The following is a 20,029-nucleotide window of genomic DNA, read 5'->3' as shown; positions in this document are numbered from 1 at the left end:
TGATCTGCACGCCAAGGACGGTTTGGCGTGCCCGAAGCCGGGGGCCACGGGTCTTCGGCTTCGTTCCTGTATTCGTTCGGATAACGGAGCAGGACAGGTAAGAAAGGGGCTTTATGCTCAAGTACATCCTCAAGAGAATCCTCATGGTGATTCCCGTTTTGCTGGGTGTTACGATCATCATCTTCCTCATCACGCGCGTGTTGGCCCCGGACCCGGCTCCGGTGGTTCTGGGCGAGCACGCAACACCCGAGGCGATGGCGGCGTGGCGCGCGGACAACGGGTTGGACGATCCCATCTGGATGCAGTACATCAACTTCATCGTGGGCGCCGTGCAGGGCGACCTCGGAACGTCCTACTACACGCACCAGCCGGTCACGGCCGAGATCGCCGCGCGCTTCCCCGCCACGGCCGAGCTCGCCATCTGCGCCATCATCGTGGCATCGCTTTTGGGCGTGGCCCTCGGCGTGCTGGCGGCGGTGAAGAAGAACAAGCTTGCCGACAACGTGAGCATGGTGGTGGCCCTCGTGGGCGTCTCCATGCCCATCTTCTGGTCGGGCATCCTGCTCATCCTGCTGTTCGCCGGCATCCTGCACGTGCTGCCTTCGAGCGGGCGCGTGACGCCCCTGCTCCAACCCACCGGGGGGACGGGCTTCTTCATACTCGACACCATCATGCGGGGCGACTGGAAGGCGCTGGGCGACGTGCTCGTGCACCTCATCCTGCCCACGGTGGCGCTGTCGCTGTACTCCATGGCCATCATCACGCGCATGACGCGCTCGAGCATGCTCGAGACGCTGAACGCGGACTACATCCGCACCGCGCGCGCCAAGGGCCTGAAGAAGGGCACCGTGAACATCAAGCACGCGCTGCGCAACGCCATGCTGCCCATCTCCACGGTCATCGGCCTGCAGTTCGGCAGCCTCCTAGGCGGCGCGCTGCTCACCGAGACGGTGTTCGCCTGGCCGGGCATCGGCAAGTTCGCCGTCGACTGCGTGCTGAAGAGCGACTTCCCCGTCGTCCAGGGCATCGTGCTCTTGGTGGCGGTCATCTTCGTTATCATGAACCTTGTCGTCGATATCGTGTACGCCTACCTTGATCCCCGCATCAAGTACGGCGCGAAGGAAGAGGGGTGATATCGATGGGAAAGAAGCAGAAGCTCGCAACCGAGCCCGCCGCCGAGATCGTCTTGAACGGCGGGCCGGCCAAGGAGAAGCGCGAGAGCATCTGGAAGGACGTGTTCGCCGGCATCGTGTCGAACAAGGCGTCGCTCGTGAGCGGTATCTTCATCCTGCTGCTCATCATCATCGCGCTGGTCACGAAGTTCGTGCCGAGCGTGCTGCCCTACGACCCGTACGCGCAGAACCTGAGCGAGTCCTTGCTCGGGCCCTCGGCGCAGCATTGGTTCGGCACCGACATCCAGGGCCGCGACATCTTCTGCCGCGTGCTCGTCGGAACGCAGATCACGCTGACCGTGGGCCTGGCCGCCGTGGCCATCTCGCTGACGGTGGGCGTGCTCCTGGGCTCCATCGCCGGCTACAAGGGCGGCAAGGCGGATACGATCATCATGCGCATCATGGACATGATGCTGGCCATCCCCTCCATCCTGCTGGCCATCGCCATCATGGCGGCCCTCGGGCCCGGCATCGAGAAGGCGGTCGTGGCCATCGGCCTGGTGTCCATTCCCGAGTACGCGCGCATCGTGCGCTCGGAGATACTCTCCATCAAGGAGAACGACTACGTGGCCGCGGCGCGCGTCGTGGGCGACTCCAACGCCGCCATCATCTTCCGCCACGTGCTGCCGAACGTGCTGCCGTCCATCATCGTGCGCGCGACGCTCGGCATCTCCACCGCCATCCTGGATGCGGCGGCGCTCGGCTTCCTGGGCCTGGGCGTGCAGCCTCCGGCGGCCGAGTGGGGCGACATGCTGGGACGCGGCCGCAACGAGCTGTTCCGCGCGCCGTGGCTCATGATCTTCCCCGGCATGGCCATCACGCTGACCGTGCTGGCGTTCAACCTGCTGGGCGACGGCATCCGCGACGGCCTGGACCCCAAAGCAAGGAAGAGGTGATCGCATGCTGTTATCGGTGAAGAACCTCTCCACGGAGTTTCCCGTCAAGAAGGGCATCGTCAAGGCCGTCGAGGACGTGAGCTTCGACGTGGACGCCGGCGAGATCCTGGCCATCGTGGGCGAGTCGGGCTCCGGCAAGTCCGTGACCAGCCTCTCGGTCATGGGCCTTCTGGCCGAGCCGGGGCACGTGGCCGGCGGCTCGATGGAGTTCGAGGGCAAGGACCTGGTGACGCTGTCCGAACGCGAGTACCGCGAGCTGCGCGGCAACGACATGGCCATGATCTTCCAAGAGCCCATGACGTCGCTCAACCCGGTGTACCGCGTGGGCAAGCAGATCGTGGAGGCCATCCGCACGCACGAGAACGTGTCGAAGAAGGAGGCGCGCGAGCGCGCCATCGACATGCTGCGCAAGGTGGGCATCCCGAGCCCCGAGAAGCGCATCGACGACTACCCGCACCAGATGTCGGGCGGCATGCGCCAGCGCGTCATGATAGCCATGGCGCTGTCGTGCAACCCGAAGCTGCTCATCGCCGACGAGCCCACCACGGCCCTCGACGTGACCATCCAGGCGCAGATCCTGGACCTGCTGCGCCGCCTGCGCGACGATACCGGCATGGCCGTGCTGCTGATCACGCACGACCTGGGCGTGGTGTCCGAGACGGCCGACCGCGTGGTGGTCATGTACTGCGGCCAGGTGGTGGAGGAGGCCGAGGTGCGCACGCTGTTCGACCACCCGATGCATCCCTACACGCTGGGCCTGCTGAAGTCAATCCCCCGCCTGGAGGACGACGACTCGAAGCGCCTGTACATGATCAAGGGCATGGTGCCGAACCCGCTGGAGATGCCCCCGGGCTGCCACTTCTCCGACCGGTGCGACTCCTGCATGGACATCTGCCGCGAGAAGATCCCCGACCTGGTGGACGTGGGCGGCCACAAGGTGCGGTGCTTCCTGTACGAGAACGCCGAGGGCCAGGCCAAGAGCGCGGCCGCCATCGCCGAGGGCGAGGCCGAGGCGCATGCCGACGCCGAGGCGGCGCGCAACGTGGAGACGGCCGAGGCGCTGCTGGCCGGCGAGGAGATCCGCGAGGCAGAGCTAGAGGAACTTGAGAAGAGCGAGGAGGCGGGCCGATGAGCGAGAGCAACGGGAACAAGGCCGCTGCCGCCCAGCCGCAGGCGGGCGCGGACGGCACGTCCGCGCCCCAGCAGGACATCCTGCTGGACGTCCAGCACCTCACGAAGCGCTTCGCCGCCGAGACGAACTTCTTCGGCAAGGCCACTTCGCACGTGCAGGCCGTGGACGACGTGAGCTTCCAGATCCGCCGCGGCGAGGCGTTCGGCCTGGTGGGCGAGTCGGGCTGCGGCAAGACCACCGTGGGCAAGATGCTGGTGAACCTGCTGAAGCCCACGTCCGGCAAGATCATCTTCGACGGGCACGACCTCACGGCCATGAAGCCCGCGGAGCGCAAGGCCTACTGCAAGGACATCCAGCTGATCTTCCAGGACCCCTATGCGTCGCTGAACCCGCGCATGCGCATCGGCGACATCATCGCCGAGCCCATCCTCACCAACAACATCCTGCCGAAGGACCAGGTAGAGGATCGCGTGAACGAGCTGCTGGAGTGCGTGGGCCTGGCGAACTACATGCGCAACCGCTACCCCCACGAGTTCTCGGGCGGCCAGCGCCAACGCGTGGGCATCGCGCGGGCACTCGCCGTGAACCCGAAGCTCATCGTGTGCGACGAGCCGGTGTCGGCGCTCGACGTGTCCATCCAGGCTCAGGTGCTGAACCTGCTGGACGAGCTCAAGGAGCAGTTCGGCCTCACGTACCTGTTCATCGCCCACGGCCTGAACGTGGTGAAGCACGTGTCCGACCGCGTGGGCGTCATGTACCTGGGCAAGATGATGGAGATCGCCCCGAAGAAGTCGCTGTACGCCGACCCGCTGTCGCCGTACACGCAGGCGCTCCTGTCGGCCATCCCGTCGGTCGACCCGGCCACGAAGCGCGACCGCATCATTCTGGAAGGCGACGTGCCCAGCCCCATCGACCCGCCGCCCGGCTGCCGCTTCGCCGGCCGCTGCTTCGCGAAGGTCGAGGGCTGCGACGAGGTCATGCCCCCGCTGGTCGAGGTGAAGCCGAACCACCAGTGCGCCTGCCACCGCTACGACGAGGGCGGCCCGGGAACGGCGGTCATCGACTAGTCAACCGATAGTATGGAGGCCCTGCCGGGCCTCCTTTTTTTGTGCGACAATGAGCGGAAACGCAACGCTGCCACGAGGAAAGCGAGCCACCCATGGAACTCTCACCTAACGACCAGCTGCACGGGTTCACCGTGCTCACGCGCGAGGAGCTGCCCGAGATCGACGGGACGGCATACGTTCTCTCCCACCGGAAGAGCGGCGCGCGACTGCTCTACCTGGCGAACGACGACGCCAACAAGGCGTTCTCCATCGCGTTCAAGACGCCGCCCGCCGACGACACGGGCGTGTTCCACATACTGGAGCACTCCGTGCTGTGCGGCTCGGACAAGTTCCCCGTCAAGGAGCCGTTCGTGGACCTGCTGAAGAGCTCCATGCAGACGTTCCTGAACGCCATGACGTTCCCCGACAAGACCCTGTATCCCGTGGCAAGCACGAACGACCAGGACCTGCTGAACCTCGCGGACGTGTACCTGGACGCGGTGCTGCACCCGGCCATCTACCATAAGCGCGCCATCTTCGAGCAGGAGGGCTGGCACTACGAACTGGCCGCCGACGCGGAGGCCGACGAGGGCGACTCCATCGCGGGCGACCTCGTGGCGGCGACCGAGGCCGAGGACGGCCAGGCGGAGCTCGTGCTCAACGGCGTGGTGTACAACGAGATGAAGGGCGCGCTCTCCGACGCCAACTCCGTGCTCTACGACGAGCTGCAGGCGGCGCTGTTCCCCGACACGGCCTACCGCTTCGAGTCGGGCGGTACGCCGCGCGCCATCCCCGACCTGACCTATGAGCAGTTCCTGGACGAGCACGCGCGCCACTACCGGCTGGACAACAGCTACCTCACGCTGTACGGCGACGTGGATCTGGATCGCATGCTGGCGTTCTTGGACCGGGAGTACCTCTCCCCCGTGGCCGACGAGGAGGCCGCCCGCGCTGCCGAGCGCACGGCAGCCGGCAGGGCGCCGCTCGAGCCGCACGCCCTGGAGGCCCAGGCGCCCGTGGTGGCCGAGCACGTGGTGCGCGACATGGACACGGCCCCCGAGAACGCCTGCGCGGGCCTGGGCTACGTCATAGGCGACGCTGCCGAGCGCACGCGCCTCGTGGCGGTGGACATCCTGCTGGACGCGCTCATGGGCAGCAACGAGGCGCCCGTGAAGCGCGCGCTGCTGGACGCCGGCCTGGCCGATGACGTGCAGGCATTCGTGGCCGACGGGATGCTGCAGCCGTTCGCCGTCGTGCAGCTGCGCGGGTCGAAGCCCGGGGCCGCCGAACGCTTCCGCGCCGCCTTCGAGGATGCCCTGCGCGCCGTGGCCGAGCAGGGCATCGACCGCACGCTCGTGGAGGCGTCGCTCTCGCGGGCCGAGTTCGTCATGCGCGAGCGCGACTTCGGCATGGCCGACGGCGTGGCGCTGTCCATGACGGCGCTGTCCGGCTGGCTCTACGACGACGAGATGGCCACGACCTACCTGCGCTACGAGGACGACTTCGCCCTGCTGCGCCGCGAGCTGGGCACGGGCTACTTCGAGCGCCTGATGATCGACGTGTTCCTGGAGAGCGGCCACTGGGCGTTGGCCGAGGTGCGGCCGCTCGAAGGCGACGAGGACGCTTACGAGGCCGAGCGACTGCGCGCCGCCGAGGCCGCCATGGGCCCCGAGGACTTCGCGCGCGTGGCCGACGAAGAGGCCGAGCTGCGGCGCCTGCAGACCGAGCCCGACGCGCCCGCGGCGCTCGCCACGCTGCCGCGCCTGTCCGTGGCCGACATCGGGCCGGCGCCGCTCGAGCCCTCCTACGGCCTGGCGGAAGGCACGCCCGTGCCCTGCCTGCGCCACGACATCCCCACGCGCGGCATCGCGTACGCCTACCGCTACTTCGACCTGGGGCGCGCGCGCTTCGAGGACCTGCCCTACGTCGCCGTGCTCGCGCTCGTGCTGGGCAAGCTGGGCACGGCGCGCCACACGGCCGCCGAGATCGACACGCTGGTGAACGGGCGGCTGGGGAACCTGTCGTTCTTCACCGAGATCTACGAGGAAGAGGACGGCGCAGGCGCCTTGGCGCCGAAGCTGGTGGTGGGCGCGAGCGCGCTCTCCGAGAACGTGGAGGCCGCCTGCGAGCTGCCGCTGGAGATCACGCTGGAGACCGACTTCGCCGACGCCGGGAAGATCAAGGACGTGCTGCAGCAGCGGCGCATCGGCATGGAGCAGGGCTTCGCCGCAGCCGGCCATGCGGCCGCCATGGCGCGCGTGGCATCGTACTACCTTCCCGCCGGCATCGTGCGCGAGCAGGTGGGGGGCGTGGACTTCTACCGCTTCCTGAAGGACCTGCTCGCGCACTACGACGAGCGTGCGGACGATCTGGCCGGCCGTCTGGCCGAGCTGGCGGGACGCCTGTTCGTGGACGACGGCTGCACGGTGAGCTTCACCGGCGCCGACGATGACTTCGAGCGGTTCTGGAGGGCCGGGGCCGTCACCGGGCGCACGGGATCCTCCGAGCGTCCGCTGGCCGTGCCCGCGCCCGCCGTGCGCAACGAGGCGTTCATCGTGCCCACCGACGTGTGCTACGCGGCGCAGGGCTTCGACCGCCGCGCCGACGGCGCGCCTTACACGGGCGCTTGGCAGGTGGCGGCGCGCGCGCTGTCCTACGACTTCCTGTGGAACGAGGTGCGCGTGAAGGGCGGCGCCTACGGGGCCGGCTTCGGGGCGGCGCGCACGGGCAACCTGCGCTTCTACTCCTATCGCGACCCGCATCTGGACGAGACGCTGGCGCGCTTCGCCGCCTCGGCAGCCTGGCTCGAGGCGTTCGACCCGAAGCCCGAGGCCATGGAGGGCTACGTGGTGAGCACCGTGGCGGGCTTCGACGCGCCGCTCAAGGCCCGCGCCCTGGCGCGCCGCCAAGACGGCGACTACTTCGGCGGCCGGACGCCCGAGGCGCGCCTCCAGACCCGCGAGGAGATGGTGGCGGCCGACCCGCAGGCCGTACGCGCGCTGGGCGCCCCCCTGGCCGACGCGGTGGCGCACGACGCCGTGTGCACGTTCGGCAGCAAGGACATCATCGAGGCCTCCCGCACCCCCTTCGAGGTGGTCGACCTGCTGAACGAGTAACGATGCGCTTGCAACGCGGCTGAGGCGGGCGCTGCAAGCGCTCTTCCGCAGCACGGCCGCGGCGTCGCTGCGACGAAACCGCACCCGAGATGCGCTCCAGCGCCCTAACGCGCTGGAGCGCATTTTTTTCAATCGCTCGTTTTTTCGTGCATCGTTTTTTCGATCGCCCGGTTTCGCGCGCCCGCTTTTTCCACGCGGTCGTTCGGTGAACCTGCAGCTATTCCGATGTTCGAATTTCCAGTGTGCGGGCACACGCGATGTTTCACGTGAAACATTTGTACGTGCTTGATGCGACCTTGCGCCTTTCGAGCGAATAAATAAGACATTCATACTTCCGTTCCAGGCTTTAAAAGCTAGAATTAACGATTGGAACGAATCGGCGCATGAACGGGTTCTTCGCGCTTCCGCCCAAGGGGGCGCGGCGCGCCGTCCGAGGGGGTTTCGGGCACCGCGCCTTGACGTCATGCACCATAAATGGTAGTAATGTAGTATCAATTAGTGGAGGAAGAGACGGAGAGCATCTGCCATGTTGGAACTGAAGAACCTCACGTTTGAAGTACCGCTGTCGGAGGGCGCGAAGGAGACGAAGCGCATCATCGACGACCTCACGCTCACTATCCCCGACGACCGCTTCACGGTCATCACCGGCCCGAACGGCGGCGGCAAGTCCACGCTCGCCAAGCTCATCATGGGCGTGGAGCAGCCCACGGGCGGCCAGATCCTGTTCGACGGCGAGGACATCACGCACCTGTCCATCTCCGAGCGCGCGAAGAAGGGCATCGGCTACGGCTTCCAGCAGCCCGCCCGCTTCAAGGGCATGAAGGTGAAGAAGCTCCTGGACATCGCCGCCGGCAAGAAGCTGCCCATGCTCTCGTGCAACGAGTACCTGGCGCGCGTGGGCCTGTGCTCGGCGAACTACCTCACCCGCGAGGTGGACAAGAACCTCTCCGGCGGCGAGGTGAAGCGCATCGAGATCGCCACCATCCTCGCGCGCGACCCGAAGCTGGCCATCTACGACGAGCCCGAGGCCGGCATCGACCTCTGGAGCTTCGACCGCCTGACCGAGACGTTCCGCGACATCCACGAGGCGCGCGACGGGCGCTCCATCGTGATCATCTCGCACCAGGAGCGCATCATCCAGCTGGCCGACGAGATCGTGCTGCTGAAAAACGGCCAGGTGGCCGAGACGGGAACGCCCGCCGAACTCATGCCGAAGCTGGGCTTCGTGGCAAAGGGCATCCCCGGCTGCTCGTTCACCGAGCCGCCCGAGCTGCACCTGACCGAGATCCCCACCACCTGCTAAAGAAGAGACAGGGTTTCCGTGGCGAGTCGTCAGAGCCGCGAAGCACCGAGGAGCCTGAAGCTAAGCGGCCTTAGGGCCGTGTGCGAAGGCGAGGAGGGGCTGAACGGCTAGGCGGCCGCCACGGGAAGCCGTCAGGAAGAAGGAGGCCATCATGGCTGTTGATTTGTCCCCCATCGACGAGAGCCTGCTCGCCGAGATCGCCAACATTCACGGCATGCCGAAAGGCGCGTTCAACATCCGCAAGGACGGGCAGCTCGTCGAGCGCCATTCGTCGGCGAACATCGAGATCGCCACGAAGACGGACAACCCCGGCATCGACATCCGCATCAAGGCCGGCACGAAGGGCGAGACGGTGTACATCCCCGTCATCGTGACGCAGGCGGGCTTGAAGGACGTCGTGTACAACACGTTCTACATCGAGGACGACTGCGACGTGACCATCATCGCCGGCTGCGGCATCCACAACGAGAGCCACCAGGCCTCCGAGCACGACGGCATCCACACCTTCTACTGCGGCAAGAACAGCCATGTGAAGTACGTGGAGAAGCACTACGGCGAGGGCGCGGGCACCGGCGAGCGCATCCTGAACCCCATGACCAACGTCATCATGGAGGAGAACGCGAGCTGCGAGATGGAGCTCACGCAGCTGCGCGGCGTGTCGTCCACCGTGCGCGACACGAACGCCGAGCTGGGCGCGGGCGCGAAGCTCGTGCTCACCGAGAAGCTGCTCACGCACGACGACCAGGTTGCCACCTCGAACATGAAGGTGGAGCTCAAGGGCGACGACTCCAGCGTGCAGGTGATCTCGCGCTCGGTGGCGCAGGACAACTCCAAGCAGGTGTTCAACCCGCTCGTGATCGGCGAGGCGGCCTGCCGCGGCCACGTGCAGTGCGACGCCATCATCATGGGCAAGGCGAAGGTCACGGCCATCCCCGGCATCGAGGCCGCAAGCGAGGACGCGCTGCTGGTGCACGAGGCCGCCATCGGCAAGATCGCCGGCGACCAGATCATCAAGCTCATGACGCTCGGGCTCACCGAGGAGGAGGCCGAGCAGGAGATCCTGGAGGACTTCCTGAACTAGCCTCCCCGTCGCGCACACGGCGCGCGAAGCGCTTTCCCGAACGATTGGATAGTCTACCGAATGAAAAAGCCCGCATAAGCGGGCTTTTTCATTCGGTTTGGGAAACGGGTTCCTCGACAAGGCTTACGCCGTGGGCCGCACGGCGTTCCTGCCGGCGTTGCTCTCGACGTTGCCCTCCTCGTCATCTTCGGCAGCAGGCGCATTCTCGCCGCCGTCCGATTCGTCACCGCTTGTCTTGGACTCGTCCGTCTTCGCCGAGGAGGCGCCCGTCGTGAGCGGGAGCGACGAGGCGTCGATGTCCGTGCCCAGCCACTTCTTCTCGATGACCGACACGATGCCGCCGTCGGTGAGCGCAGCGAGCGCATCCTTGACGGCCGCCTGCAGCTCGGTGTTCGCCTCGAGCATGCCGACACAGTAACCGCCGGGCTGCTGCATGAGCGCCACGATCTGCGCGTCGTAGCCGCCGCTGTGGGCCGCGTACATGCCGATGACGGCATCGGCCGCCACGTACTGGGCGGAGCCGTCGGCAAGGGCGGCGAACGCGCTCTTCAAGTCGTTCTCGGACACAAGCGCGTCCTGGCCGAACTCGTTGGTGACCTGCCACGAGCTGGTGGAGGACACCTGGGCCGCGATCTTGGGGGACGACGCCTTGGTGGGCACCGTCGCATTCGCCGAGGTGGAGAACAGCGCCACGCCCTTCGGCAGGTACGCCGGCGACCTCCAGAACGGCACCTCGATCTCGGAGCCGATGCCCATGGCCACGTCGACCTTGCCCTCCTTGAGCGCGGCCTCGGGATCGGTCCCCACGTCCACTATCTCCAGCTTCAAGCCCAGCTGGTCGGCCAGCGCCGCGGCCACGTCGACGTCGATGCCGACGATCTTCGACGAGGACGAAGGCGAGCCGGCCAACGGCGGCGACCCCGCGTTCACGCCAACCCGCAACGTGCCGCTCTTGCCGATGGCAGGCGACGACACCGTCGCGCTCTTCTCGGGAGGGGTGTAGCTCTGCTGCGACGAGCATCCTGCCAGCACCATCGCCAGGCAGGCGGCTGCCGCGCAGCATACGAGCGCCTTCATACGCTTCATTTCCGGTGTGCCTCCATCCGCTGTTTCTCTCTCAAAGCGCCCCTTTCGACTGACCTAGTCTTTGCCCCCACACTCGCGCACCGGGGCCCAGCTCCCACCGGTTACCCTCTCGCCCGTCGCGGCCGTATGCCGCGTCATAAGTAAACGGGCGGTGCGACTTACCTCTAGGATGCGCCATGATCGCCTCCCCGACCAGGTCGGTTCGACTTACGTGGATCCTTTCGACCGCATCTGCCATGGACTAGGGATAGACGTCCCGCAACTACAGACTCGAAAGAAGCACCGTTCAGTTTAGCAGATAGGGAAAACGCCCGGAAGCGCAGCGCGCAGAATCGCACGACAAGAATCACCGGAAGCATCCGAAAGGGCCCGCCCCTGCCGCGGAAGGTTCGCGAAAACGGGCAGGCCGGTGTTGGGGTCGCGCAGGGGGACCCTGTGAGCAGGATCGGCGCCGGACGTGCCCGCCTGCGCGAGATCCGCACGAACGACGGGCAAGGTCCGCACGGCGGGTCGGCAAGGCGGGGACGGCGGAGGCGCAAGGCGGGGACGGTGCCTGCGCCAGGTTCGGGCAAGGTCCGGGCGGCTCGGCGACGGCGGGAATACGGTCGGCGGGCAAGGTTGCGGCGCTATGCTCGCAACATGCCCCTCGCAGTCGACAGAACGCGCCTCTACGTCCGCGGTGCCGCCGAGGCCCTGGCGGAGACGTTGTGGCCCACGCGCTGCGCCGTGTGCGACGCGCCCGGCGAGGTGCTGTGCGACGCCTGCCGAAGCGCCCTGCCCTATCTGGATTGGTGGCGTGCCTGCCCGGTGTGCGGGGCGCCGTTCGGGCGGGTGCAGTGCAGCGAGTGCAACCCCGTGGTGCTCGGGCGCGCCGGGCGCGACACGGTGCCCTACGACGGGTGCGCGAGCGCCGTCACGTTCGGCGAGGCGCCCGCGCGGATCGTGCGCACGTACAAGGACCAGGGAGAGCGCCGCCTGGCCGAGCCCCTGGCCTGCCTCATGGCGCGCGCCCGCCCTCCCTCCTGGCGGCCGGAGGCGGTGGCGTTCGTGCCGGCCACGTCCGCCGCGCGCCGGCGGCGCGGCTTCGACCACGCGGAGCTGCTGGCGCGCGGCCTGGCACAGCGGCTGGACCTGCCCGTGGCGGCCCCCCTCGCCCGCCCGCGCACCCGCGACCAGCGCGCGCTCTCGCGCCGGGCGCGCCTCGAGAACACGGCCGGCCGCTTCGAGGCCCTGCCCGGCGCCACCGTGCCGGGGCGCCTGCTGCTCGTGGACGACGTCTGCACCACCGGCGCCACCCTGTTCGACGCCACCGATGCCCTGCGCCGCGCCGGCGCCGCCCACGTCTGGTGCCTCACGTTCGCCCGGGTGTGGTAAGCCGCCCCTGAACGCGAAAACGGCGGACCTTCCGATCCGCCGTTCCAATGTTACTATCAGTTTAGCCGCCTGCTACATGGTGCGCTCGCGCTTGGAGCTGGCAGCGTCGGAGAACTCGGCCACATCCACCGAGATGCTGTGCTGGATGGGCTTCCACTTGCACTTCTTCACCAGCGCCACCAGCGCGATGGGGATGTAGGTGAGCATGAAGAACGGGAAGGTGAACATGTAGAGCACCTTCTTGCCCGTGGCGGCGTGGATGGAATCCCACTCCACGAACGTGGTGAGCACGCCGAACATGAACATGAAAACCAGGTAGTTGAACAGGCAGAAGAAGATGGACGAGATGGACGAGGCGATCATGATGCCCGTGGACATCATGCCCGTGGCCGCCAGCGCGATGATGATGCCGTTGAACAGCACCGACACGATAGTGAGCAGCATGCCGGGCGCGATGGTCATGAGCATGTCGTAGCAGGCGAAGCGCGCGCCCTTGGGGTTGGCCACGACGCCCTTCGCAAGGCGGGCACCGTAATGCCAGAACACCTGGTAGAACCCCTTCGCCCAGCGGAAGCGCTGGTTCCACGAGTCGCGGAAGGTCGTGGGCTGCTCGTCGTAGAGGATGGCCGTGGGCGTGTAGCTGATGCGCACGCCCTCCAGGATGCTGTTCGTGGAGAACTCGATGTCCTCGGTGAGCAGATGCCACTTCCAACCGCCGGCGCGCTCGATGATGTCGGCAGCCACGAAGAAGCCCGTGCCCGACACGACGCAGCTCGTGTTGAGCGTGAGGCGCGCCTGCGACAGGAACTTCGCCTCGCGCAGGAACCATACGGCGTAGCCGGCGGAGATCCAGTTGGAGTCGTAGTTCTTGGAGTTGCGGTAGCTGGTGGAGGCCTTGGCGCCGTGGTCGAACGTGGCGTTCATCTCGCGGAAGTAGTTCACGTCGAGCACGTTGTCGGCATCGAACACGAAGTAGGCCTCGTAGCCGCGGTCGGCGTACTGCTCGCGGATGACCTGGAAGCCGTAGTCGAGCGCGTAGCCCTTCCCCACCTCCTTGTCGTTGTGCCGGGGAAAGACGATGGCGCCGGCCTCGCGGGCCACGTCGGCCGTGTCGTCAGTGCAGTTGTCGGCGATGACGAACACGTCGATGAGCTCCTGCGGATAGTTCTGCACCTTGATGGAGTGGAGGAGGTCGCCGATGACGGCACTCTCGTTGCGGGCCGAGATGACGGCGGCGAACCGGTGGTTCTTCTTCGCAACGAGCTTCTTGGGCTTGCGCGTGAGCACCACGAACACGTAGTAGAGCTGGTACGTATAGCAGATGCTGAAGGTGAGAAACACGCAGAAGTTGAAGATGTCGACGAACGAAATCTGCGAGAAGAATTGGTCTAGCACTCCGTTTGCTCCTTTTACGGGCCGTCACTGCCTTGCTGACGGCCGTCCTCTGCTCGCTCGCACGCAGGCCCAAGGGCTTCGGCGCCCCCTGCTGCTGCCTGGTGTGGTTGTGGTGCGTGTGCCGTCGTGCGAGTTCGCAAGCTCGGACGATTATAGCCACTTCGCAGCCGCCCGTCCCAACGGGGAGTCCGTTCGTTACCGATTCTTCCGTTTTTTTGCGCGGGAAAAGCCGAGGATTCACAAACGTTGTGCATACGAACTCCACAAACGCCCCGGATCTCCCGCTCGTGATCGCGTGTGCGCTGGCGTACAATAGAGGGCGAACTGTGCCGTTTTCCGTACCCAGGGAGGCTTTTCCATGCCCGAGAACCACGACATCAAAGACATCGCGCTGGCCGACGAGGGCCTTGCCCGCATCATGTGGGCCGACCGCGACATGCCCGTGCTCGCCCGCATCCGCGAGCGCTTCGAGCGGGAGCGCCCCCTGGAGGGCGTGCGCATCGGCGCGTGCATGCACGTGACCACCGAGACGGCGAACCTCATGCGGGCGCTCGTCGCGTCCGGCGCGCAGGTGACGCTCTGCGCCAGCAACCCGCTGTCCACCCAGGACGACACGGCCGCCGCGCTCGTGCGCGACTTCGGCATAAGCGTGTTCGCCGTCGCCGGCGAGGACGCCGACACCTACAACCGCCATATCGAGGCCGTCATCGCCACCGACCCGCAGATCATCATGGACGACGGCGCCGACCTCGACACGGCGCTGCACACACGCTTCACTGACAAGCTGGTGCACGTGGTGGGCGGCACCGAGGAGACCACGACAGGCGTCGTGCGCCTCATGTCCATGGCCGCCGAGGGGACGCTCGCCTACCCCGTGTTCAACATCAACGACGCCAACACCAAGCACTGCTTCGACAACCACTACGGCACCGGCCAGTCCACGCTCGACGGCATCATCCGCGCCACGAACCGCCTCATGTGCGGACGCACCATCGTCATCTCGGGCTACGGCTACTGCGGAAGCGGCCTGGCGCTGCGCGCGAAGGGCATGGGCATGCGCGTGATCGTGTGCGAGGTGGACCCGCTGAAGGCGCTCGAGGCGCACATGGAGGGCTACGAGGTGATGCCCGCGGCCGAGGCGGCGCGCTTCGCCGACGTGTGGGTGACCGTGACGGGCAACTGCAAGGTGGTGGACGCGCCCGCCTTCGAGAACATGAAGGACGGCGCCATCGTCTGCAACTCCGGGCACTTCGACTCCGAGATCAACCTGGTGTGGCTCGAGGAGCACGCGGTGAAGAAGGAGGAGATCAAGCCGCTCGTGGAGGAGTACACGCTGGCCGACGGCCGCACGGTCATCGTGCTGGCGCAGGGGCGCCTCGTGAACCTGTCGTGCGCCGAGGGCCATCCTGCATCCGTGATGGACATGAGCTTCGCGAACCAGGCGCTCGCCGCCGAGTACCTCTACCTCCACGCCGGCGAGCTGGAGAACAAGGTGTACGACGTGCCGGCCGCCATCGACGACGGCGTGGCCCGCGTGAAGCTGGAGACGCTCGGCATCGAGATCGACGAGCTCACCGAGGAGCAGATCAAGTACATGAGCAGCTGGAACTTCGAGACGCTGTAAGGCGCGCCGCGCCGGTTCGCTGCGAAGGCCCCCGCTCGCGCGAGCGGGGGCCTTCGGCTACAGGGGAAGATCCTCGAAGGCGCGGTCGAGCGCTTGGAGGCGCGCCGCAGCGCCTTCGAGCGAACCGGCGCGCAAAAGCTCCACCCACTCCGACAGCACGGCGGACACGGGGACGAGGCCGAGGTTCGCGGCGACGCCCTTCAGCGTGTGGCCCGCCTCGAACGCGGCCCGTGCATCGCCCGCCGCCACGGCGGTCGCAAGCCCGGCGCGAGCCGGATCGTCGCGGAACAGGGCCAGGCATTCCAAGTAGAGCTCCTCGTCGTCCATGAAGCGCTCCAACGCCCCGTCGACATCGGCCCCGCACGCACGCAGCTCCCCGATGGACGCGGTCATGGGCGCCTCCCCTCCCCCGCCTCGTCGGCGCCGAGTCCCGCAGCCAGCTCGCTCGTGCCCACCCGCTCGCGGAACCGGTCGAACTCGGCCGCGGGCATCGGCCGAGCGTAGAGGTAGCCTTGGGCGTAGTCGCATGAGCAGCTGGCGAGAAGCTGCGCCTGCTCCTCGGTCTCGACGCCCTCGGCCACGACGGTGAGGTCGAGCTCGCGGGCGAGGCCGACGACGAACCTCACCACGGCGCGCTTGCGGTGCAGGGCGTCGTCCTGCATGAAGCGCATGTCCAGCTTCAGCACGTCGATGGGAAGCTCGGTGAGCATGTTGAGCGACGAGTAGCCCGTGCCGAAGTCGTCCATCTCCACGGTGAACCCGTTGTCCTTCAAGCGGCCGATGCTGCTGCTGATCTGCTCCGGGTCCTCGGTGTAGGCCGTCTCGGTTATCTCGAGGTGCAGCAGCCCGGGGTCCACGCCGTGCTCCCTCGCGATGCCGAGCAGCCTGCTGGGCAGGTCGGACGCGTACAGGTCGGCGCGCGAGACGTTCACCGATATGCTGCACGGCTCCTTCCCCTCCGCCTGCCATTGCTCGAGCTTCTTGCAAGCCTGGTCGAAGACGAAGTGGTCGAGCTCGGCGATGAAGCCGTTGCGCTCGAAAAGAGGGATGAACACGGCCGGGGACAGGAACCCCTCGGTGGGGTGATTCCACCGCACGAGCGCCTCGGCCCCCACCACCTTGCCGGTGCCGATCTCGCATTTCGGCTGCAGGTACATCTCGAACTGCCCGTCGGCGATGGCGTCCCCGAGGCTGGCCGTCATCCGCTGCTCGAAGATCATCTTGTCGCGCAGCGAGTCGTCGTAGTACGCCACGCGCGCGTCGAAGCGCCCCTTGACGGACTCGATGGCGATGCCCGCCAGGTCGCACATGGCGCTGGGCGGGATGCTGCGGTCGGCCACCTGGTACACGCCGTAGCGCATGACGATGCTCATGCGCGGGTCGAACGCCCCGATGCGCGTCGAGAGCCCCTCCAGAAGCCCTTCCAGCCCGTCCCTGCGGCGCACGAGCACGCCGAACTTGTCCGAGCCGAGCCGCCCGCACGCCTCCACGCCCTCGGTCTCGGCCAGCTCGGCCGCCACGTGCCGCAGCAGCGCATCCCCGACGGACACCCCGTGCAGGTCGTTGACCAGCTTGAAACGCTCGATGTCCGCGCAGACGACGTCGTACGCAATTTCCTGTTCGGACGCCAGCAGCTCCTCGCAGGCATGGTAGAAGAACTCCTTGCTGAAGGCGCCAGTGAGCCGGTCGCGCTCGACCAGGTTGATGAAGGCGGCGGATTCCCGGTCCTTGATGATGTTCGTCAGGCGATGCTTGATGATGAGGGGCTTGTAGGGCTTGGAGAGGAAGTCGCTCGCACCGCGCGAGAGGGCCTGGACCTCGGATTCGTCGCCCTCTTGCTGGGTGGTGACGATGACGGGGATGCGCGCGAGGTCCGGGTCGGCCTGCATGGCCTCGAGGACGGCGTAACCGTCCATGACGGGCATGACGATGTCCAAGAGCACGGCCGACACGCCGGCCGGGTCGTCCCGCAGCCGCTCGAGCGCCTCCCGCCCGTCGGCCGCCTCGGCGACGAGGTAGTCGTCGGCGAGGATGCGGGCCAAGAGCCGGCGGTTGACGGCGTTGTCGTCGACAACGAGAACGGTGCGTTTCATCAGTGCCTCCTCAAGGGCGAGTTCAGCGCAGCGGCGAGGCTCTTCGCCTCGAGCGGCTTGTCGACGTGGGCGTCCATGCCGGCATCGAGGGATGCCTGTCGGTCCTCGGCGAACGCGTTCGCCGTCATGGCCACGATGCGGACGGTGCGCGCGTCGGGGTGGCCCCCGGCGCGTATGGCGCGCGTCGCCGCGTAGCCGTCCATCACGGGCATCCGCACGTCCATGAGGACGGCATCGTACGTGCCCGGCTCGGAGCCCTCGAACAGCTCCACCGCCTGCCTGCCGTTCTCGGCGAAGTCGGACGCGGCGCCGGCGGCCGCGAGCATCTTCCCGACGATCTTCCGGTTCACGGGATGGTCGTCGGCCACGAGGAACCGCATCCCGGAGCAGCCGAGCACGGCAGCCGGGGCGTCGGCGCAGGGCTCCTCGCCGGAAGCGCCAGCCGGCCCTTTCGCCCCTTCGTCGGGCTCGCAGCGCTTGAACGACGCGATGACCGTGAACTCGGCGCCACGGCCCCTCTCGCTCTTGACGCCGATCGTGCCGCCCATGGCCTGCACGATGCTCTTCGTGATGGCAAGCCCCAGGCCCGTGCCCTCGATGGCGTTCACCGTCGAGTCGACCTCGCGCTCGAACGCCCCGAAGATGCCGTCCAGGTTCTCGGCGGCGATGCCGATGCCGTTGTCGGCCACGACGAACCTGAAGGAGGCGTACGCCGCGCCCTCCTGCGCGCCCGCACCCCTCACCTCGTCGACGGAGAAGGCGATGCGGCCGCCCTCGGGCGTGTACTTGCACGCGTTGTTCAGCAGGTTGATGAGCACCTGGCGCAGCCGCACGGGATCGCCAACGAGGCGGGGGTGCCGCACGTCCACGCTGACGTCGAGCGTCTGGCCGCGCTCGGCGCACAACGGCCTGACGATGGCCACCGTCTGGTCGGCGAGGGCGCGCAGGTCGAAGTCCTCCGGCACGAGCGAGAGCTTTCCGCTCTCGATCTTCGAGAAGTCCAGGATGTCGTTGATGAGGTCGAGCAGGTGGTGCGACGAATGCGACACCTCCGACAGGCACTCGCGCACCTTCGCGGGATCGTCGGCCTGCTGGGCGGCGAGGTCGGTCATGCAGACGATGGCGTTCATGGGCGTGCGGATGTCGTGGGACACGCTCGAGAGGAAGCGGCTCTTCGCGGAGTTCGCCTGCTCGGCGCTGCGCAGGGCCTCCTGCAGCGTGTCGCGCATCATCTGCAGCTCGGTCAGGCGCTGCTCGCGCTCCTGCCCCGCCCGCTCGATCTCCTGCTGGGCCAGCACCGCGGCCGTCACGTCCTTGCACATGATGCAGGCGCGCCGGGCGCCATCGGCCTCGGAAAAGTAGACGGAGCACTCGACCCACACGTCCCCCTCGCCCCCGCTCACATGGAAACGGAACTGCGGAACGGCGCTCGTCGAGGATTGGAAACGCGCGAACAGCCGCCCCGGTTCGAGGAGCTCCTCGAACCGGGGCACGTCGGCATCATCGAGGTAGGTGCGCGTTTCTTCGTACAGATCGCGGTAGGGCACGAACTTGCCAGCGAGCGGGAACGACTTCCACATGCCCTCGCCATACGGCTCCACGCGGCAGGTCTGATCATCAAGGTCGATGACCACCTGGCAGTCATACTCACGACGGGCGATCTCGGACAGCCGACGGTCCTGGTCGCGGATCGTGCGCTCTTGCTCGCTTTTCACGCGCTCGATGCGGCGGCGCTGCTTCTGCCGGCCGTAGAACGCCAGGGCCGCGAAAGCCACGGCCAGCCCCACCACGAGCACGACCTGCGTGACGCGCAGCAGCGCGGCGACCGAATCGCTCTCCCGGTTGAGCTCGTCGGCGGGAAGCAACGTCATGACGCGCCAGGAGGGGTTCGCGGCGCTCTTCGCCAGGCAGAGGTAGGACGTGCGCCCGTCGTACGAGACGCGGAAGATGTCGCTGCCGCTGGACGCCATGCTCGCGCGCAGCCCGTCGGCCAGCTCCTGCCCGCCGTCGGTTCTGCCGAGGGCCTCGTAGACCGTGGACAAGCCTCCGGGGAGCATGTCGGACAGCGGCCCGTTCACCACCCAGCTGCCGTCGTCGGCGGAGACGACGAATGCGCGGCCGCTTCCCTTCCAGAACGCGAACATGTCCTCGGCGTAGTAGCGCTGGGGGATGAGCTCGGCGCAGACGGCCCCCGTCACCTGGCCGTCCCGCTCGATGGGGGCCTGGATGAGCGAGCGCATGAAGCCCGAGGAGTCGAAGTAGTCTCCCGACACGCCCGGCTCCCCTTCCAGCGCGGTCACGGGCGCGGGCAGGTCGGTGGCGAGCACGGGGTTCCCGGCGGCGTCGAAGCCGGTGCCGTCCGCGAAGAGGACGTACACCGCGGGGAAGTCCTGGGTGGCGGCGAACATGGGCAGCTCGGCCGCGATCTGCCCGGCGGACAGGCCCGCCGCCGCATCGGCGAACCGCGACAGCGCGGCGCGGTCGGCCGTCAGGCGGTCGTCGACGTTCTGGGCGACCGCCTTCGTGGAGCTGACCAGGTGGTCGTAGCCGATGTCGCGGACGGACGACGTGATGCGGTCGATGAGGAGGCCCGACCCGAAGGACGCTGCCATGAGGGCCGCCAGGAACACGGCGGCGGCGAGGACGTTCCTCGCAGCGGCGCGTCTGCGCAGCTTGCCCGGCAGGCCGGTGTTCCCGGAGTCGGCCATCGC

General features: G+C 67.4%; 14 protein-coding genes. 9 read left to right on the top strand and 5 right to left on the bottom strand.

Going from position 1 to position 20,029, the window contains the following annotated elements; all coding sequences use genetic code 11:
• The first annotated feature begins 113 nt into the window (after positions 1-113).
• The 7 genes from BN3560_RS12255 to BN3560_RS12225 all read left to right on the top strand — a co-directional run bounded on the left by BN3560_RS12255 (position 114) and on the right by BN3560_RS12225 (position 9,746).
• On the top strand, positions 114-1,133 hold the full coding sequence (locus BN3560_RS12255) for an ABC transporter permease (protein WP_096228276.1): 1,020 nt from the start codon (positions 114-116) through the stop codon (positions 1,131-1,133).
• A 5-nt stretch (positions 1,134-1,138) separates the two neighbouring features.
• Complete coding sequence (nikC, locus tag BN3560_RS12250; protein ID WP_167380506.1) at positions 1,139-2,068, top strand: nickel transporter permease; 930 nt, start codon at positions 1,139-1,141, stop codon at positions 2,066-2,068.
• A gap of 4 nt (positions 2,069-2,072) precedes the next feature.
• On the top strand, positions 2,073-3,200 hold the full coding sequence (locus BN3560_RS12245; protein WP_096228274.1) for an ABC transporter ATP-binding protein: 1,128 nt from the start codon (positions 2,073-2,075) through the stop codon (positions 3,198-3,200).
• The gene (locus BN3560_RS12240; RefSeq protein WP_096228273.1) at positions 3,197-4,267 is read left to right on the top strand and encodes an ABC transporter ATP-binding protein; all 1,071 of its coding nucleotides are present in this window, start codon (positions 3,197-3,199) and stop codon (positions 4,265-4,267) included. Before BN3560_RS12245 ends, BN3560_RS12240 begins: the two co-directional genes overlap by 4 nt.
• Positions 4,268-4,359: 92 nt before the next feature.
• The gene (locus tag BN3560_RS12235; RefSeq protein WP_096228272.1) at positions 4,360-7,362 is read left to right on the top strand and encodes an insulinase family protein; all 3,003 of its coding nucleotides are present in this window, start codon (positions 4,360-4,362) and stop codon (positions 7,360-7,362) included.
• Between the two features lie 526 nt (positions 7,363-7,888).
• Complete coding sequence (locus BN3560_RS12230; RefSeq protein ID WP_096228271.1) at positions 7,889-8,665, top strand: ABC transporter ATP-binding protein; 777 nt, start codon at positions 7,889-7,891, stop codon at positions 8,663-8,665.
• 151 nt (positions 8,666-8,816) lie between these two features.
• Positions 8,817-9,746, top strand: a complete 930-nt coding sequence (locus tag BN3560_RS12225; RefSeq protein ID WP_096228270.1) for a SufB/SufD family protein — start codon at positions 8,817-8,819, stop codon at positions 9,744-9,746.
• Positions 9,747-9,869: 123 nt separating this feature from the next.
• On the opposite strand, the gene BN3560_RS12220 is transcribed toward BN3560_RS12225, so the two are convergent.
• Positions 9,870-10,832 carry a substrate-binding periplasmic protein gene (locus BN3560_RS12220; RefSeq protein WP_096228269.1) on the bottom strand — a complete coding sequence of 321 codons (963 nt, stop codon included), beginning with the start codon at positions 10,830-10,832 and terminating at the stop codon, positions 9,870-9,872.
• A gap of 639 nt (positions 10,833-11,471) precedes the next feature.
• Between BN3560_RS12220 and BN3560_RS12215 the strand changes: the two genes are divergently transcribed.
• Positions 11,472-12,206 (top strand): ComF family protein, encoded by a 735-nt coding sequence (locus BN3560_RS12215; protein ID WP_096228268.1) that lies wholly within the window; start codon positions 11,472-11,474, stop codon positions 12,204-12,206.
• Positions 12,207-12,278: 72 nt separating this feature from the next.
• On the opposite strand, the gene BN3560_RS12210 is transcribed toward BN3560_RS12215, so the two are convergent.
• Complete coding sequence (locus BN3560_RS12210; protein ID WP_096228267.1) at positions 12,279-13,601, bottom strand: glycosyltransferase family 2 protein; 1,323 nt, start codon at positions 13,599-13,601, stop codon at positions 12,279-12,281.
• A 358-nt stretch (positions 13,602-13,959) separates the two neighbouring features.
• Here BN3560_RS12210 and ahcY point away from each other — a divergent pair, with 358 nt between their 5' ends.
• Entirely contained in the window at positions 13,960-15,225 is a 1,266-nt protein-coding gene (gene ahcY, locus BN3560_RS12205) for an adenosylhomocysteinase (protein WP_096228266.1), read from the top strand.
• A gap of 57 nt (positions 15,226-15,282) precedes the next feature.
• On the opposite strand, the gene BN3560_RS12200 is transcribed toward ahcY, so the two are convergent.
• From BN3560_RS12200 to BN3560_RS12190, 3 genes are read right to left on the bottom strand one after another with little or no spacing between them, the layout of a single operon-like run.
• Entirely contained in the window at positions 15,283-15,618 is a 336-nt protein-coding gene (locus tag BN3560_RS12200) for an Hpt domain-containing protein (protein ID WP_123649923.1), read from the bottom strand.
• Complete coding sequence (locus BN3560_RS12195) at positions 15,615-17,318, bottom strand: putative bifunctional diguanylate cyclase/phosphodiesterase (protein WP_096228264.1); 1,704 nt, start codon at positions 17,316-17,318, stop codon at positions 15,615-15,617. The genes BN3560_RS12200 and BN3560_RS12195 overlap by 4 nt, the downstream gene beginning before the upstream one ends.
• Complete coding sequence (locus BN3560_RS12190) at positions 17,318-20,026, bottom strand: hybrid sensor histidine kinase/response regulator (RefSeq protein ID WP_096228263.1); 2,709 nt, start codon at positions 20,024-20,026, stop codon at positions 17,318-17,320. The genes BN3560_RS12195 and BN3560_RS12190 overlap by 1 nt, the downstream gene beginning before the upstream one ends.
• Positions 20,027-20,029: the final 3 nt, after the last annotated feature.

The sequence above is a fragment of the Gordonibacter urolithinfaciens genome (assembly GCF_900199375.1).
GTDB classification, from domain to species: Bacteria; Actinomycetota; Coriobacteriia; order Coriobacteriales; family Eggerthellaceae; genus Gordonibacter; species Gordonibacter urolithinfaciens.
Note: the sequence above shows the minus strand (reverse complement) of the source record. Positions and strands in the feature narration are given on the sequence as shown.